This is a genomic window from Pseudomonas simiae (assembly GCF_000934565.1).
GTDB lineage: Bacteria > Pseudomonadota > Gammaproteobacteria > Pseudomonadales > Pseudomonadaceae > Aquipseudomonas > Aquipseudomonas simiae.
The window spans coordinates 2,844,945-2,861,780 of record NZ_CP010896.1; the positions used below are offsets into that span (position 1 = coordinate 2,844,945).

Annotated in this window: 12 protein-coding genes; 8 read left to right on the forward strand and 4 right to left on the reverse strand. The window is 53.6% G+C overall.

Annotation, left to right across the window (positions count from 1 at the left end; translation table 11 throughout):
- The first annotated feature begins 674 nt into the window (after positions 1-674).
- The 6 genes from PF1751_RS12805 to PF1751_RS12835 all read left to right on the forward strand — a co-directional run bounded on the left by PF1751_RS12805 (position 675) and on the right by PF1751_RS12835 (position 9,832).
- On the forward strand, positions 675-2,945 hold the full coding sequence (locus tag PF1751_RS12805) for a hypothetical protein (protein ID WP_226994549.1): 2,271 nt from the start codon (positions 675-677) through the stop codon (positions 2,943-2,945).
- Complete coding sequence (locus PF1751_RS12810; RefSeq protein WP_044287137.1) at positions 2,942-5,221, forward strand: hypothetical protein; 2,280 nt, start codon at positions 2,942-2,944, stop codon at positions 5,219-5,221. The genes PF1751_RS12805 and PF1751_RS12810 overlap by 4 nt, the downstream gene beginning before the upstream one ends.
- A complete protein-coding gene (locus tag PF1751_RS12815; RefSeq protein ID WP_044287139.1) occupies positions 5,221-5,721 on the forward strand; it encodes a hypothetical protein in 501 nt (166 codons plus the stop codon). The genes PF1751_RS12810 and PF1751_RS12815 overlap by 1 nt, the downstream gene beginning before the upstream one ends.
- Positions 5,722-7,107 carry a tyrosine-type recombinase/integrase gene (locus PF1751_RS12820; protein WP_044287140.1) on the forward strand — a complete coding sequence of 462 codons (1,386 nt, stop codon included), beginning with the start codon at positions 5,722-5,724 and terminating at the stop codon, positions 7,105-7,107.
- A gap of 847 nt (positions 7,108-7,954) precedes the next feature.
- Positions 7,955-8,566 (forward strand): FMN-dependent NADH-azoreductase, encoded by a 612-nt coding sequence (locus PF1751_RS12830; protein WP_010210629.1) that lies wholly within the window; start codon positions 7,955-7,957, stop codon positions 8,564-8,566.
- A 228-nt stretch (positions 8,567-8,794) separates the two neighbouring features.
- Complete coding sequence (locus PF1751_RS12835; RefSeq protein WP_021491980.1) at positions 8,795-9,832, forward strand: alpha/beta hydrolase family protein; 1,038 nt, start codon at positions 8,795-8,797, stop codon at positions 9,830-9,832.
- Here the strand turns inward: PF1751_RS12835 and PF1751_RS12840 are convergent.
- The 3 genes from PF1751_RS12840 to PF1751_RS12850 all read right to left on the reverse strand — a co-directional run bounded on the left by PF1751_RS12840 (position 9,826) and on the right by PF1751_RS12850 (position 14,133).
- Positions 9,826-11,001: an MFS transporter gene (locus PF1751_RS12840; protein WP_010210626.1), complete on the reverse strand. Its 1,176-nt coding sequence runs from the start codon at positions 10,999-11,001 to the stop codon at positions 9,826-9,828. The genes PF1751_RS12835 and PF1751_RS12840 overlap by 7 nt on opposite strands.
- Before the next feature lie 164 nt (positions 11,002-11,165).
- Positions 11,166-12,752, reverse strand: coding sequence for an ABC-F family ATPase (locus PF1751_RS12845; RefSeq protein WP_010210624.1), 1,587 nt, complete (start codon positions 12,750-12,752; stop codon positions 11,166-11,168).
- A 142-nt stretch (positions 12,753-12,894) separates the two neighbouring features.
- The gene (locus PF1751_RS12850) at positions 12,895-14,133 is read right to left on the reverse strand and encodes an MFS transporter (RefSeq protein ID WP_029529153.1); all 1,239 of its coding nucleotides are present in this window, start codon (positions 14,131-14,133) and stop codon (positions 12,895-12,897) included.
- Between the two features lie 155 nt (positions 14,134-14,288).
- Between PF1751_RS12850 and PF1751_RS12855 the strand changes: the two genes are divergently transcribed.
- Positions 14,289-15,101 carry a class I SAM-dependent methyltransferase gene (locus PF1751_RS12855; RefSeq protein ID WP_044287142.1) on the forward strand — a complete coding sequence of 271 codons (813 nt, stop codon included), beginning with the start codon at positions 14,289-14,291 and terminating at the stop codon, positions 15,099-15,101.
- Between the two features lie 141 nt (positions 15,102-15,242).
- On the opposite strand, the gene PF1751_RS12860 is transcribed toward PF1751_RS12855, so the two are convergent.
- Positions 15,243-15,629 (reverse strand): TIGR03067 domain-containing protein, encoded by a 387-nt coding sequence (locus PF1751_RS12860; RefSeq protein WP_010210620.1) that lies wholly within the window; start codon positions 15,627-15,629, stop codon positions 15,243-15,245.
- 297 nt (positions 15,630-15,926) lie between these two features.
- Between PF1751_RS12860 and lpxO the strand changes: the two genes are divergently transcribed.
- A complete protein-coding gene (gene lpxO / locus PF1751_RS12865) occupies positions 15,927-16,826 on the forward strand; it encodes a lipid A hydroxylase LpxO (RefSeq protein ID WP_010210619.1) in 900 nt (299 codons plus the stop codon).
- Positions 16,827-16,836 lie beyond the last annotated feature (10 nt).

The following is a 16,836-nucleotide window of genomic DNA, read 5'->3' on the forward strand; positions in this document are numbered from 1 at the left end:
CCTAATGAAAGCAGTTCGTGCAGTGCCATCTCCATTTTCTGGCCAGAGTAGCGCGCTGCAATAGCGATTTGATTTAACTCGTCAGGAGTCAAGGCCCGTATTACAAGAGGGCGAGCCTGGGATTTGCCAAGGCTGGAAGATTTTTTAGTCATCTTGATTCCAAAAAAGCTTGTGATCTGTCGTTGGGGAAAATTCGGTTAGCAGTGATTAATTATCTAAGTGCTGGTGCGCAACATTGTCAATATTTGATTCTAGTTAAGTTGAGTGTATTTATTGCCCAAACCCCTGGCGCCGGGGCCAGCCAGCGCGCTGCAGCTCGATCGGGTGGCTAACAGAGCCAATCTAGGGAATGGTGACATCATAATATCTATATATATCAATAGGTTAGGCTTTATTGGCTTTGCTCTGAATCCAGCAGCTAGCCCTTTCGTTGGGTTTTGCCCAAATTGGGCAAAACCCAACACCTGTGGTTGAGCCTACCGTAGCGGGTGCTTAATCAGCGCCATAAAAAATATGCATCAGCAGATGCCTAGGCGTGAACGGATAATAAATATTTCCCAATTTTAAATCGCTGGCCTTTATGGTGCTGGCCAATATATATGCAAGGTAAAAAAATAGTTGCCATCTCGGATAATAGATGTTAGGTGTTATATAACGAGATAATATTAGTAGCCATGATAAACACAGCCGCCTATTCATATTTTCCAAGCGTTAATTTTTCAGCAAGCGAGTTGGCGCAGGCTCGCAATTTCTTTCCTGACCCTAAAGTCAGAACCACCTTGGATCAAGGGTTAAGATTGTTTGATATGTTTATGGTCGTTACTAATTTGAAGCGAGAAAATTTAGATGACGAGCTAATAATGTCTAAATTTTGGGGCTTTCTATTGGTGGAGACCGATGTTGTTTATACACATGCTTGGTTGCTATTGACTAAGGTCAGACATGTTGCACACCTGCTGGGCATCAATATTGATAGATTTCGTGATACTTGTGGTGCGAAAAAAGAGAAGGAATGTCGGCTTGCATATTCCAGGGCGCCGAAAAATTACATCAAGCTTAAATACTATAAGGGCTGGTGGGTAAAATATCATGATGATAAGCCTATATTTATAAATCTGGTGGCAGTGCACCATCAATATGGTGAGGGCTTGTGTGAGAAAATATATCGGAGATGTAGAGACTACATACAAAAATTCCCCAGAACTACTGGGATTTCAAAAAATAGAAGTATCTCGATGTTAATGAGGATTGTAACTGAGCACTTCTGGAGTGTCGAAGAATTGCGCCTCCTTGACAATCCCTTAGAAATGCACGATTTTTTTTTCACAGCTTTTGACATCGAATATGATCGCTGGGTACGTCAAGGATTTAAGTCCAAGGTTTTCTTGAGTGATTGGCGTGCAATGATGCTAGTTGTTGAAGAGGTTTTCATTACGCATGGATTCTTGCCGAAAAAGTTATTTGACTTCAAGTTTCATGAGTATGCGGAGCTGGCAGGGAATAATCCGTTTCAATCTCACGGAGAAGACAAAGGCATTGTCAGTTCTATTACTGCTATTCCTTTACATATTCAGAATGAGGACGCTGCACAGAAGTTGTATCATCAAATAAATAATGATGCTGCGAAGCTGAGAGTTGCTTGTGAGGCAGCTAGAGCAGCCACGCTTGCCAACCACAGGCGCCGGATCGAAGCGAGCAAGGTTGACGTAGACTCGCCTGGTTTTTCTGATACTTACAGTGAGGAAGAGCAGTCGTACATTATTCTTTGCAGGAAATGGGCGCAGCGACCATATTTTACTGACGATGATCGGGAATTCGAAAATTACTTTGGTGCACGTAAAACCTATGTGAGAAATACGCTGGGACTGCTGGATAGCACGACGTTGCTACCCTTTATTTATCTTCTAATTCTTGAATGCCCTAGCATTACAGGCTCGTGGTTAAATAAGCATCGTATCACAGATAAATTCGGACAGAGATTTGGGTTTGATGATGAGCTCAACAGCGCTGTGAGTTCTAAACCCAGGAGAGGGGCGAAACTAGCGCGTCAGATAGTTAGGTCAACACCGAAGGCGCGAGAGTTGTTTCCTGAAATATATGAGCTGACAGTTGAAGCACGGGAGTATTTAGAACGCGAGAATGATCCAGCTCAACACTACACTTTTCTGAGCACGGCAACAGGTATAACACGGCCTAAAAGGATTCCAAAAATCAGAGGAATGGCTGTTCAAGGAAATGGGCAATCATTGCTGGCTATGCGTATTTTGGATCAATTTGGTGATCAAGGGCCGGTGATGCTTAAACGAATTTCCTTGAAAAGAGTGAGGGTCACCGCAGCCGTAATCGTTTATTTTCAAACAAACAGCGTGCAAGCCATGTCAGAGGCTTTGGGGCATGAAGACTATAACGCCAAGCTCATTGATAAGTATTTGCCAAAAGCGATACGTAAGTTCTATCTCGGGAGATGGATCCGGCTGTTTCAGAATGGAATGATTCTTGAAGCATTCCAAGGGACTCAATACTTGATGGAAGTAATGGACGTGAATTCACTCGATGAGATGAACGAGTTCATTTGCCTTCACAAGTTAAAACCATTGCCCCCTCAACTTACCTTGGAGAACTGGCTTCCTGCAGACCAGCGCAATCCCTCCCAAACACAGGCTGAAGGCGTCCTGCCGGTAGATTACGGTATATCGACTTTTATGATCTGCATTGATCACGTAATAGTTCAACTGCAGAACGCAGGGCGTGAGGTGCCGCAGGAGCTTGAATCATGGCAGCTACATGCGGCGTTCACACGGCATGCTGTGGAGCTTTACAAAACAGGTGAACTGGAAATTATTTCTGATCAGGTTGCCACCATCTTGTCCAGCATAGAACTATCAATTCCTCTCGTAGCAAATATTTACCAATGGATTGGTTTGGAGTATTTGGAGGAAGCATGAAGGATTCTGAAGAAGCCAAGGATTATAAAAATGACGGTGTTCTTGAAGAAGCTCAAGCCGATCTTGGCTCAATGCGCTATTACGAACGAAGGCTGTACCTTAAGCAGTTAAGAGATCAAGGAGGATTTGGCGATCTGGAAATGGACTTCCCCAGTTGGCTGGTTGAAGGTACGTCATTCGAATCCAATGTGTGGGAATGCCGCTTCGGAAGCGAAGGCAATTATGTAAGAATGTCTGTGGATTTTAACGTAAGCTTAGAAGATGGTAGTTTGCTTACGGAGGCTGCCAATGCTCAGCTGCTGAGGGGGTTCAAGGCCTTCTTGGTTGTGCAGTTGCATCCCAGGTACAACAATAACCAAAGGCGGCAAGGTGAAACAGAGGCCGAGATATTTAAATGCGGCCTTAAATTTGTCGATCACATACTGATGAATGGTGAGCGATTTCAGCTATCGAAGCTGGGGCTTAACTTGATGAGGAAGGTAGACTTTACGGACTACCTGATTAATCACACGAAATATCCCGCATCTACCTACCTATACAGTTACCCAACCAGGCTTGCAGTGCTTCTAAGGGAAGTGTCTGCCGGTATCATGCATAGTGATATTGAGTTGATCGCTGAAAGTTTTCCCTTCCTGGATGATATCCCCCCGGAGCGGGAGCGCGAACTAAATTTAGATGATGGCGAGTTATTGCGCGCGCGTGCTTATATTTATGATAATGCCTTGTACAAAAATGCACTTGGAGTAAGGCAATACAATTCAGCCATCTTTACACAAATCCTGTACAGAAATACGCTAGCTGGTAAAAGCCTGGTGCCGAAGACCTTTCCTGAATTAAATGAAGGTTTCACTTGGAAGACCGAGTTTCCGCCTGTCCCCGTTCGTAACGAGAGCACAGTTCCGGTTTCCAAAAAAATGCTGAGTAGGCATTTTAACGCTGTGCGACTAATGGGCTTGGCGCAACAGTTGGTACCCGGGTTGAATTTTAATCTGAAGGTGCTAGCCAAAGTAACTTATCGCTCAGTATATAAAAGGATTCCAAAAAAGGTTGAGGGGAATTTTCGCTCCTTGCCAGGAGAGGTTGTGTACAAGTTGATTCGCGACTCGCACGTGTATATTAGAAACAATGCGAGGGCAATATTCTGGAATGTTATTGCTCGCGCCATTGATAATAAGGTGCATGGCAGATATATCAAGGCGAATCACCGATCAGCTTGTAATGACAGAATTCGGCGCGGAATGATGTCGAATGCTGATAAGTACGAATGTTGGCTTACGCCGTTCTCAGAGCGAAATGAGGAGTACTATGATTATTTCAGGTCTGATAAAAGTCTGCATGACTCATTTGTAACACTGATGGGGGCTTATTTAATCATACTCGGTGCGCTAACTGCAAGAAGGCAAGGGGAGTTGCTGGGGATGATGGAGGGCAATTGTTTAAAGCCAAACAGAAACCCCAACCTTCCCGAAAACAAATGCATACAGTACGAAATTGGCTTCATGGCCGGAAAAACAGGTGATCGTCATGCAAAGGAGTTTCTGACTGTACCCATTCCCAGGTTGGTAGCGAAGTTGTTGTGGACACTTAAGGCAGTACATCAGGATTGTGTTCGGCTGGATTTGATTCCAAAAAATACTCCGCTACTTATTTTTGTTCGGCCTGATAATTTAAGCTTTAGGCAGATGTGCCCCACAACCTACAATGCGTGTTTGAGTACTATTTGTGATTTCACCCAAACACCCACGGTCATCTTGGAAAGCGGGCAAGTAGCACGTTTCTACGTCAGGCAGCACCAATTGAGGCGCTTCTTTGCCATGGCTTTCTTTGCGGCTGCTGGATTCAAAGATCTCGATGCTCTCCGTGCATTTTTGGGGCACAGTGATATTCAGCACCTTTATACATATATAGTGGAGATTACGCCAGGTGCTATGCTTCAAAGTGTGAAGACGGAAGCCCTTGCGAAAGCCGTGTTAGCTAAGGACTCGAGTATTGAACACCTTAATACTGTCAAGTATGCGTTGTGTAAGATGCATGTGCTTCACGATATGAGCATTAAGACCATCCCTGAATTACGCATGATTTTGGAGAAAGCTGCTGCATGTGAGGATGCACCCAGTGCCGAGGAGCTGGCCAAGTTATCTGATTCCGAAGTTTACTCAAACCTTAAGCATCTTGTAGCTTCGAAACTGATTGACCTTGTTCCTACACGTGCGCGCCTGATGACCAGCGATGGTGTGCAAGCCGATATCCATCTGATGGTGAGGGTAAATCATTAATGGATGGCAAGCGTAGGGCCACCAAAGCCTCAGTTGTCCAGCTGATTGAACTGCTGACCCAAGCAGCAAATACACCTTCCGAATTTTCACAAGATGACCTCCTGCGGGAAGCTGTCAAAACTCAAGTGAAACTGGCTGCATATTGCAACGAGGAACGAGGTATTGTCGGATGTAGCCTTAATACTTTCAAGGCACTGGCTTGCACTCTAGGGGAGGGCTTTACAGGGGTTGAAGCCTTAAGGGTTAAGGCCGAAAAAGCCCTCAGTCGACGACCTAGGGCACGTGTCACTAACTCTCGCAGGGATTTGCAGGAGAAGAAGGCTAACCTTGAAAAAATTATAGCATCTCAAGATCGAGATTTGCAGCAATTAAGTCTTGTGGTCAGCGAAATGAAAAGTCTCTGCAATCACTTGGTTGATCTGGACTTGATTGATAGGAAAGCCTATTACGAACTTGAAATAAGCAGAATCAATCAGATGCTGCAGAAAAGGAGGAAATAAATGGCTGGCTCACAGTTGCATCGCCCACTTGCTCCCGGAGCCAAGCTGAACGCCGGATTGACCTATGATGCCGATATAGGGGAGGACGCTGAGGGCATTCCATGTTTTTATTGGACTAATGGACAATATTGCTTTGAGGTGAATTCGTACATTCTACATATGTGGGTCAATGAGAAAAAGTCCCTGACCAATAAAGGTGGTTCGCTCAGGCAAGATTGCATGCAACTCAGCCATTTGATTAGGTTTGTAGAGAAGAACCGACTTAGTTTCCTGCGGCTGACTGATACTTATTTTACGATGTTTATAAAGGGATTAAGCGCAGGGGTAGATGAGGACGGTGAATTAGCTCGTCAATCCAGTATCGTGCGATCTATTGGCTCGCGCTGCTTAGATTTCTTGTCTTACTGCGGTGATTTTTTTGACTTTCCGGATTTCGTGGCGCTTGGCGGAGTCATTCGTGGAGTTAAAGTGGATGCCGCCATGCGAAGTAAGCACATGTCGACCTACCGTCGAATCTCTTGGTATCATCACTCTTTTCCTGTTTCCTCAGAAGACGGGCGCAGAGAGCCTGTTACTGACAGTTCAATAAAAGCTCTGAGGATCGCTGCCAAAAAACAGCCATTACAGAAGGGCGCGAGATCCAAGGTAATTATTTCGGTGCTGATAAATACTGGGTGCAGGCGTATAGAGGCCGCTCGCATCACTGTGCCGGATATTATGGAGGCATACCGTTCAAATTTAAGTCATCCATTATTACGTGTGCCGTCCGCTAAAGGTCATAATGAGTATCGATTTGTGCCTGTGCCGCACGTAGTTCTTAAGTCCTGGGTCGACTACATAACAGACTTTCGGAAACCTATGATTGACAAATGGTGTGCTAGGCATAAGCAGAAATTCGATGATCATGGCTTTCTTTTTATTTGTGTAAAAAGTTGTCAGCCGCTCTGCATAAATACACTGACGAATGAAATTGGCGACCTTAAAAAGCTTGCTGGTCTTGAAGTGCGTTCTCACCCTCATATGTTTCGTCATCGTTTCATCACGGACAAATTTAAAGAACTCATTCTTCAGTACGATCTTCAGAATACTGATGTGATGCGCCGGGCCCTTGCCAATTCTGAAGTGATCAAACGGGTGCTTCAGCAATGGTCAGGGCACAAGCTTACGGAAAGCCTGGATCGCTACATTCATCTTGCGTTCAACGAATTGGCCCGCATGGAGAAGGTGGTAGAAGGGGTGTTCGTTGAGGCGTCTGTGAAAGCCCTGGATGCATTGCTCGAAGAGTATTACGAGGACTGGCAAGCGGGGCTGATCTCTGCGCAAGAACAAGCAGAGCGGACGAACAAGGCCGTGAAGGACTTCCTTCGCCCCCGGGGTTCGCGTTGACCAAGCTGGTGGACTGCTCGCCTGTAAAAGATCTCCGGAGAAGATCAGACTTACGCCTTGGAGGCGAATGCTGCACCAATGGCTGTCAGGGCCCACCGGGAGCTAAGTCTGTACTCAGGGCGCGCTCCTGGCCCCTTTGTACCGCGCTCAGCCGTCATGGCATTATCGAGCCAGACGAGAAGCCAGACGAAGGAAGGAACAATGAAGTTCAAGGGAAGAGATGGAGTAGAAGTCACGATCCCAGATGGATGCCATGGATTGCAAGGTCGCGACGGGAGAATGGTGGCTATCCCCAAAGGTGGCCATGGTCTCCAAGGGCGCGACGGACGCATGGTTGGGATCAGGCCGGGCGGTCATGGCCTTCAGGGTCGAGATGGAAGGATGGCTGCAATTCCCAAGGGTGGTCACGGCCTTCAGGGGAGGGATGGGCGTATGGTCGCCATCCCCAAAGGTAAGCACGGCGTGGAAAATGAGAAAGGCAGGATGCAGGCGAAGGGTTAAGCGGCAGGGAGGGGGTTGGGGTAGGGCGATTTTGAGAGAGGTTCAGGAGCAGTGAGTTATGTCGATTATCGCGGTTATTGCGTTATCTCCTCCCCTGAGTAGGCTTCGAGATCGATGTCAGTACGCTCAAAGCACTGGAGTTCGATGTTGAAGAGGGTAGGGTTTTGATCGAAATCGGGGGGGTTAAGTGGTTCGTCTAGGAAAACGTTGAGGTCTTGCATGGGTCAGCCTATTGTCCTGTCAGTGGGACAAACTATCGCATTTCAGGTGCCTTATCAGCTATTGGTTTCATGCGTAGCATCACCACCATCTGATCGCCCCTGACGATCCCAACCGGAGATCCCACATGAAACTGTTGCACATCGATTCCAGCATCCTCGGCGACAACTCGGCGTCCCGTCAGCTCAGTGCTGGTGTGGTCAAGGCATGGCAAGCGGCTGAGCCGGGCGTGGAAGTGACCTACCGTGACGTGGCGGCCGAAGGCCTCAACCACTTTTCCGGCGCGACCCTGGGCGCCCTGGGTACCCCGGCTGACCAGCGCAGTGCCGCGCAACAGCACGAAGCAGAGCTCAGCGCCAAGACCCTGGCTGAATTCCTCGCTGCCGACGCGGTGGTGATCGCCGCGCCGATGTACAACTTCACTATCCCGACTCAATTGAAAGCATGGATCGACCGCATCGCCGTCGCCGGCCAGACGTTCCGTTACACCGAAGCGGGTCCGGAAGGCCTGTGCGGCAACAAGAAAGTCATCGTTGTGTCGACGTCGGGCGGCCTGCATGTCGGCCAAGCGACCGGTGTGGCCCATGAAGATTATCTGAAAGTGCTGCTGGGCTTCCTTGGCATCACCGACATCGAGTTCGTCCGCGCCCACGGCCTGGCGTATGGCGACGAGTTCCGCAGCAAGTCCCTGAGCGACGCCAATGTGCTGATCAACGAACAGTTGTTCGCGGCTGCGTAAAGCTTAGGTAAAACCGTGCTGTTCCCCGTTTCATTCTGAAACGGGACGTCTAAACTCTGTATTCGGGTCGCCTCAAAACGACCTGACTACGGAGTTTTTTTCGTTTACGCGCGGTCAATACGTTGGCCCAGGTTATGCACGCATGGGTTTATCATCCGGTCGAGCGCCTTGAACATGGACTTTTCAACCCGACATGCCGGTTTTTTTGCAGCAAAGGTGGACATCCTCATGATGCGTCTTTGTGCGGTTATGGTTCTTTCCTTGCTCGGTGGCCTGGTTTCAGTGCACGCCGCGCCAGCGCCGCACCCGCATTGGAGTGTGGGCTTTCATCGCATGACGTTCCTTGATCCGCTGGATTTGCAGCCGATGAAGGCCATTGCCTTTTATCCCTCCACCGGGCTTGAACACACCACGCCGCTCGGCGCCTATCACGTCGCCGCCACGGAAGACGCCAGGATTGCCATCGGCCGTTTCCCGATGCTGATGCTGTCCCATGGCAACACGGGTACGCCGCTGGCTTTGCATGACCTGGCGACGTCGCTGGCACGTAAAGGCTTTGTGGTGGTGGCGGTGTTGCACCCGGGCGACAACTACAAGGACCATAGCCGCCTGGGCACGGTGAGTAACCTGTATGGCCGGCCGATCCAGATTTCCGAAGCGATCACCGCGACCTTGGGCGACCCGATGTTGTCGCCGTTCGTCAACGTCGACCAAGTGGGCGTGATCGGTTACTCGGCCGGCGGCGAAACCGCGTTGATCCTGGCCGGCGCCAAGCCGGATTTCGACCGCCTGCGCCGCTACTGCCAGGAGCGGCCGGAAGATCGCGACGCCTGCACCACTCAAGGTGAACTGGTGGTGGACCGCGACGACCTGCAACCGCAATCCGATCCGCGCATTCATGCGTTGATGTTGATGGCACCGTTGAGTTTGATGTTCGGCCGCCACACCCTGGCCGACGTGCATGTGCCGGTGCTGCTCTACAGCGGCGACGGCGACAAGTTGGTGGCCGTGGACAAGAACGCCGCGGCGCTTGCACGCAAGCTGCCGGAACCGCCGGACTTCAAGCTGTTGGCCGGGGCAGGGCACTTCGTGTTCATGGCGCCGTGTGACAGTGATCAGTTGGCGGCCATGCCGGCGATCTGCACCGATGCCGATGGCGTCGACCGCGAGGGCATCCACCGCGACCTGATTTCCGAGGCGGGGCGTTTTTTCAGTCACACCCTCGGCCAATCCACCCGCGCCGGAATGCAGACGGCTGATCAGTAAGCGCGCCGCTTGAGCAAAAGGGTCACGCCCAGCGCAGTCACCGATAACAACGCGGCGCAGAAGAAGATCCAGCCATAGCCGAGGTTCAGTGCCACGGCGCCCATCAATGGCCCGGCAATCGCCAAGGCCAAGTCGAAAAACACTGCATAAGCACTCAGCCCCGCGCCACGGCTGCTGTTGGGCACCTGTTTGATGGCCTCCACGCCAAGCGCCGGGTACACCAGCGACAAGCCGAAACCGGTCAGCCCGGCGCCAATCAACGCCACGCCAGTCGACGGTGCCAGCCATAGCAGCGTCAGGCCGAGGGTCTCGATAGTCATGCAGGCGATTGCGGCACGAAAGCCACCAAACCGACTGATCGCAGAGATAAACACCAACCGCGACAGGATAAAACACACGCCAAACACCGTCAGGCAGTACGCCGCACCGGCCCAGCCGCGATTGAGGTAATACAGGGTGATAAAGGTGGTGAGGGTGCCGTAGCCGATTGACGCCAGGCACAGGCTGGCGCCGAATGGCGCGATACGCCCGAACACCGCCCAGAACGGCAGGCGCTCACCGCGCACCACCGGCACCGAGGGTTTATTGCGGATCAGCACCAGGCCCAGCGCGGACAGTACCGCCAGCGCAATGCCGAGGCTGTTGTAGCCGTATTCGGCCACCATCACCACACCCAGCGGTGCACCAATGGCGATGGCGCCGTAGGACGCGATGCCGTTCCAGGAGATTGAGCGTGCCGTGTGTTCGGCGCCGACGGCGCCCATGCACCAACTGATGGTGCCCACGCCGATCAGACCCTGGGCCACGCCCAGCAACAGTCGACCGACAATCAAGATGCTCAGGCTCAAGGCAGGCATGCTCTGTAGACAGGTCGCAAAGAACGTCAGCACGCCACTGACCAGAATCCCTGCCAAGCCCAAGACAATGGCACGCTTGGTGCCCACGGTATCCGACATTCTCCCGGCCATGGGGCGGCTGAGCAGGGTCGCCAGGTATTGCGAACCGATCGTCACTCCGGCCACCACGGCACTGAAGCCCAGTTGCTCATGCACATAGCCTGGAATCACCGCAATCGGCAGGCCGATGCAGATGAACGCGATGAAGGTGTAAAAGACGATGGAAACGATCTGCAGGGTGATCGACAGGGAGCTGGGGGCGGCGGCAGACATGGGCACTCGTTCGCGGGCGGGCGGTGAGTGCATCATGGCAAGGGCCCAAGGGAAAAGAAAGCAGGCTATCTATTAATGAGGGGGCGGCATACCCATGCAAAAAGCCCCGTCACACAGGATGGGGCTCTATCTTGCCGCTTGCAGCTAAAAACGAATGGCTGCTGTTAAAACACCACGCCCTGGCTACGCAGGTAATCATCATAGGTGCCGCTGAAGTCGATCACGCCGGTGGCGCTCAACTCGATGATGCGGGTGGCCAGGGACGACACGAACTCACGGTCGTGGCTGACGAAGATCAGCGTGCCCGGATAGTTCTCCAACGCCAGGTTCAGCGCTTCGATGGATTCCATGTCCAAGTGGTTGGTCGGTTCGTCCATGATCAGCACGTTTGGCTTTTGCAGGATCAGCTTGCCGAACAGCATGCGGCCTTGCTCACCACCGGAAATCACCTTCACCGACTTCTGGATCTCGTCGTTGGAGAACAGCATGCGACCCAGGGTGCCACGGATCATTTGCTCGCCTTGGGTCCACTGGCCCATCCAGTCGAACAGCGTGACGTCGTCTTCGAAGTCATGTGCATGGTCCTGGGCGTAGTAGCCCAGCTCTGCGGCGTCGGTCCATTTGATGCTGCCGGCGTCCGGGGTCAGTTCGTTGACCAGGGTGCGCAGCAGGGTGGTCTTGCCGATACCGTTCGGGCCGATGATCGCTACGCGCTCGCCCGCTTCAACCTGGAAGCTGAAGTCCTTGAACAGAGGCTTGCCGTCGAAGCCTTTGGCCATCCGCTCGACGATGACCGCCTGGCGGTGCAGCTTTTTGTTCTGCTCGAAACGGATGAACGGGCTCACACGGCTCGATGGCTTGACTTCGGCCAACTGGATCTTGTCGATCGCCTTGGCACGGGAAGTGGCCTGTTTGGCTTTCGAGGCGTTGGCCGAGAAGCGGCTGACGAAGGATTGCAACTCGGAAATCTGTGCTTTCTTCTTGGCGTTGTCCGACAGCAGTTGCTCGCGGGACTGAGTCGCCACGGTCATGTACTCGTCGTAGTTGCCCGGGAACAGGCGCAGCTCGCCGTAGTCCAGGTCAGCCATGTGGGTGCACACGCTGTTCAGGAAGTGACGGTCGTGAGAGATGATGATCATCAGGCTGGAGCGCTGGGTCAGGATGTTTTCCAGCCAGCGGATGGTGTTGATGTCCAAGTGGTTGGTCGGTTCGTCGAGCAACAGCACTTCAGGATCGGAGAACAGCGCCTGGGCCAGCAATACGCGCAGTTTCCAGCCTGGTGACACTTCGCTCATCGGGCCGAAGTGTTGTTCCAGCGGAATACCCAGGCCCAGCAGCAGTTCGCCGGCACGGGATTCGGCGGTGTAGCCGTCCATCTCGGCGAACTCGGTTTCCAGCTCGGCCACGGCCATGCCGTCTTCTTCGCTCATTTCAGGCAGCGAGTAGATACGGTCGCGCTCGGCCTTGACCTTCCACAGCTCTTCGTGGCCCATGATCACGGTGTCGAGCACGGTGAATTCTTCGTAGGCGAACTGGTCCTGGCGCAGTTTACCCAGGCGTACGTTCGGCTCCAGCATCACCTGGCCGCCGGACGGGTCGAGGTCGCCGCCGAGGATCTTCATGAAGGTCGACTTGCCGCAACCGTTGGCACCGATCAAACCATAACGGTTGCCGGCGCCGAACTTGACCGAGACATTCTCGAAGAGCGGCTTGGCGCCGAACTGCATGGTGATGTTAGCTGTGGAGATCAATTACTTTACCTATCAATGGGTTGCGAGCGTGTCGGCAGGCGCCTTCAGGCATGCGTCAACAGCGACATCAAGGCGCGAAACCCGGTCGCTGAGCAGAAAATTTTGGATGTGTGTTGGAATTTGGCGCGCATTGTCGCATATGTCAGGCGACAGTTGTATGTCTAGCGAAGGAAGGTTTCGCCAAGGTCTCCGGCATCGCCAGCCACAACAGCGCCAATGCCAGGGCCGCCACGCCGGCCAGGGTCAGGAACGCGGCGTTGTAGCCGGCCTGTTGCACCACGAAACCGGCCAGGCTGCTGCTCAGTGCCGCGCCCAGGCCGAATACGGTGGAGAGGGCGCCCAGGCTGACGTTGAAGCGCCCGGTGCCTTGGGTCAGGTCCTTGACGATGACCGGGAACAGCGCGCCGAAGATCCCCGCGCCGATGCCGTCAAGCATCTGCACGGCAACCAGCCAATAGGGATCACTGGACAGCGTATAGAGCACACCGCGCAGCGGCAGGATGATGAACCCGGCCATCAGCAAGGGTTTGCGTCCCCAGATGTCGGCCTTGAGCCCAACCAGCCAAGCCATCGGCACCATCACCAATTGCGCGGCGACGATGCACGCCGACGTCAGCGGCGTGGCCATCTGCAGGTTGATCTGTGAAAGTTTCTGGCTGACCAGCGGCAACATTGCGGCGTTGGCCAGGTGGAACAGGGCGCAGCAGATGGCGAACAGCAATAGCGGGCGGTTCGACAGCAACACGCTGATACCGGAGGGTTGTTCGTGGTCAGTGTGGTGCTCCGGGTCAAAACCTCGGGCGACGTCATGGTCGATGGCCTCAGCCGACACGCAACTGATCGCGATGACGCTGGCCACCGCCATAAAGGCCATCAGGTAGAACACCACCACTGGGCCGAACAGATACGCCAAGCCGCCGGCCAATAGCGCCGCGACGGCATTGCCGGCGTGGTTGAATGTTTCGTTGCGCCCCGTACGGCGGGTGAACGCGCGTGGCCCGGTGATGCCCAGGGAGATTGCGCTGATTGCCGGAGCGAACACGGACGCGGCGACGGCGCTGGCGGCCTGGGTCAACGCCACCAGGCTGAAGGAACTGACAAAGGGCAGCAGCAGGCAACTGCCGGTCACCACGATGGCGGCCAACGCAACCACTGCGCGCTTGCTGCGGGTGCGGTCGATCAGCGCCCCCGCCGGTCCCTGGGTGAGCAAGGCGGCGATGCCGGCCAGGGTCATGACCACGCCGATGCTGGCCGGGTCCCATTTGTGCACGGCCAGCAAGTAAATGGCCAAGTAAGGGCCGAGGCCGTCGCGCACATCCGCGAGGAAGAAATTCAGGCTGTCCAGGGACAAGGCGTTACGCAGGTCGGAGTGTTTGGCCACGGCGAGGTCTTCGGAGATGGCGTTCAAGGGCAGAACACGCATTGCGATAATGACCCGTGGGGCCTGCGTTAAGTTTCGCCCGCTTCGCGGGGTTTTAATCCGAGAGCACTTGGCTTATTTTCGCAGCCCCGCTGTATTGAATATCTGGAGACGCAATGGACATGCCCTCGGCTCAACAGGCGATTGCCAGCAACAAGGACGCCTGGGACCAATCCGCCAGCCTGCACAAAACCAGCGACACCTGGAACGTGCTGCTCAACAGTGTCGGCGCCGCTGACTTTTCTTGCCTGGACCCCACGCTTACCGGCGTGCTGCAAGACGTTGGGGTAGTCGGTAAGGATGTGGTGCAACTGTGCTGTAACAATGGCCGGGAAAGCCTTTCGTTGTACGGCCTGGGCGCGCGTTCGGTCGTGGGCGTGGATCAATCCCAGGCGTTTCTGCAACAGGCCCGTGAACTGGCCGAAGTCTCACCGCACAACCCTGAGTTCATAGAAAGTGATATCCACCAGTTGCCGCACTCTTTGCAGGCGCGCTTCGATATCGCTCTGGTGACTATCGGCGTGCTGGGCTGGATGCCGGATGTGGAGCAGTTCATGCGTCATGTTGCCAGCACCTTGAAGCCCGGCGGCACGTTGGTGATGTATGAAACCCATCCGTTTCTGGAGGTATTTGATCCACGGGCGCCAAACCCTTTCCTGCCGGCCAGTTCCTACTTTCAGCGCGAGCCGTTTGTGCTGCAGGAGTCGATTGTCTACGAAGGGCAGGGCGAAGTGGCCGGGCCAACGTCCTATTGGTACGTGCACACCCTGGGCGACGTGGTCAGTGCCGCTATCCGCGCAGACCTGCAGATCACAAACCTCCAGGAGTATCCGCACTCCAACCGCGAAGAACTGTACGACCAGTACGAGCACCAGCCTGCGCAATTGCCGATGTGTTTTACGCTGACCGCCACCAAACGTCCCGGATAACGTCATGGGGTGCCACAGGCAAAAAAAGGCCCGCGAGGGGAGGCGGGCCAAGGGATTCACTGGAGTAGGTAAGTTTCACCCTATAGGTCCGAAAGTGAAGGCTTCGTGAAAATGCCGTCGCAAACTTGTAGGGCCTGCCCCTCAGGTGCGCCGCACGAACGTGCGCATGGTCTGCCCGGGACCGGTACTGAATGTGGTCGGCCTGGGCATGCCTTCATCCGCTGCAATGAAAACAAACTCATCCCTGTCGAGCCGATAACTGGCGGGCAAGTGCTTACCTGCATCCTCGCCGATGGAATCGATCCAGGTAATGGTTTTAGGGACGGTGCTGCTGTCGAGGGAGAATCGGCCCGCCAGCAACACTTCGCCCGAGGTGGTCCTCACTTCAAAGCGGTCGTCGGTAATCGTGGTCAGTGCCCCGGGGGCGCTGTGGGCGTCGACGGGGTTGAGCACGCCATTGTCTTCCAATGACGTCTGCTCCCAGGCGCCTTGGAGGGCTTGAACATCCGGGTCTATCAGGGAGGGCATACACATTCCTTTTAGGTGCTGGGGCTGCTTTTTACCACTGGATGGTTGCCTGCGCATAGCCAAGGCTGACACTTGTCGACCCTTGCGCCCAACACACTCACGCGACAGCTTTTCACAATTCTTAGTTAACTTTTGGTTACAACCTGTGGCTAAATAACTGCCAATGGCCATCAACCCGTTGTACCTCAACGGGTCGTGCCGACTGTGTGAATTGTGATTTCAGGTGCTGCTATCCAACCTCGGCCGTTGTGGGCATGCAGGAGCAGCCTGTTCTCTTCTGACGTGTGACGAAATCCCTTGAAACTCATCATTGTTGTTCTTTACGTTGCCTCGATTGCGTATGTACATCTGCGTGGCCGGGTGCGGCACAAGCTGGGTCGCCAGCTCAGTGATCATTCGACCTTCCTGGCACCGATCAACTGCTTTCTCTACCTCTTCTCCAAGCTGCCCAGCCGACCGTATCTGTCACCCAGTGATTTTCCCGACCTGAGTCCGCTCCAGGAACATTGGGAAGAAATTCGCCTGGAAGGCCAGAACCTGATGCGTGCCGGGGAGATCAAGCGCTCGGATCAGTACAACGACGTGGGTTTCAACTCGTTCTTCAAGTCGGGTTGGAAGCGTTTCTACCTGAAATGGTATGGCGACAGTCACCCTTCAGCGATGAAGCTGTGCCCGCGCACCACTGAGCTGGTGCAGAGCATCGGTTCGATCAAGGCCGCGATGTTCGCCGAGCTGCCGCCGGGCTCCAAGCTGGTGCGCCACCGTGACCCCTATGCCGGCTCGTACCGCTACCACTTGGGCCTGGACACCCCGAACGATCCTGGCTGCTACATCAATGTGGATGGCGAGAACTATTACTGGCGTGATGGCGAGCCGGTGATGTTTGACGAGACCTACATCCACTACGCCGAAAACACCACGCAGCAGAACCGCATCATCCTGTTCTGCGACATCGAGCGGCCGATGAAATACCGCTGGGCGGCTGCGTTCAACCGCTGGTTCAGCCGTAACGTGATGGCGGCTGCAGGTTCGCCCAACGATGCGGGTGACAAGACCGGCGGGCTCAATCGCGCCTTCACGCGTCTGTACAAGATCCGCCTGCGTGGCAAGGAACTGAAAAAGCGCAATCGTACGCGCTACTACCTGGAAAAATGGGCGATCTTCGCTGGATTGGCAGCTATTTTCCTGCTGATCTGAGGATCGCTTT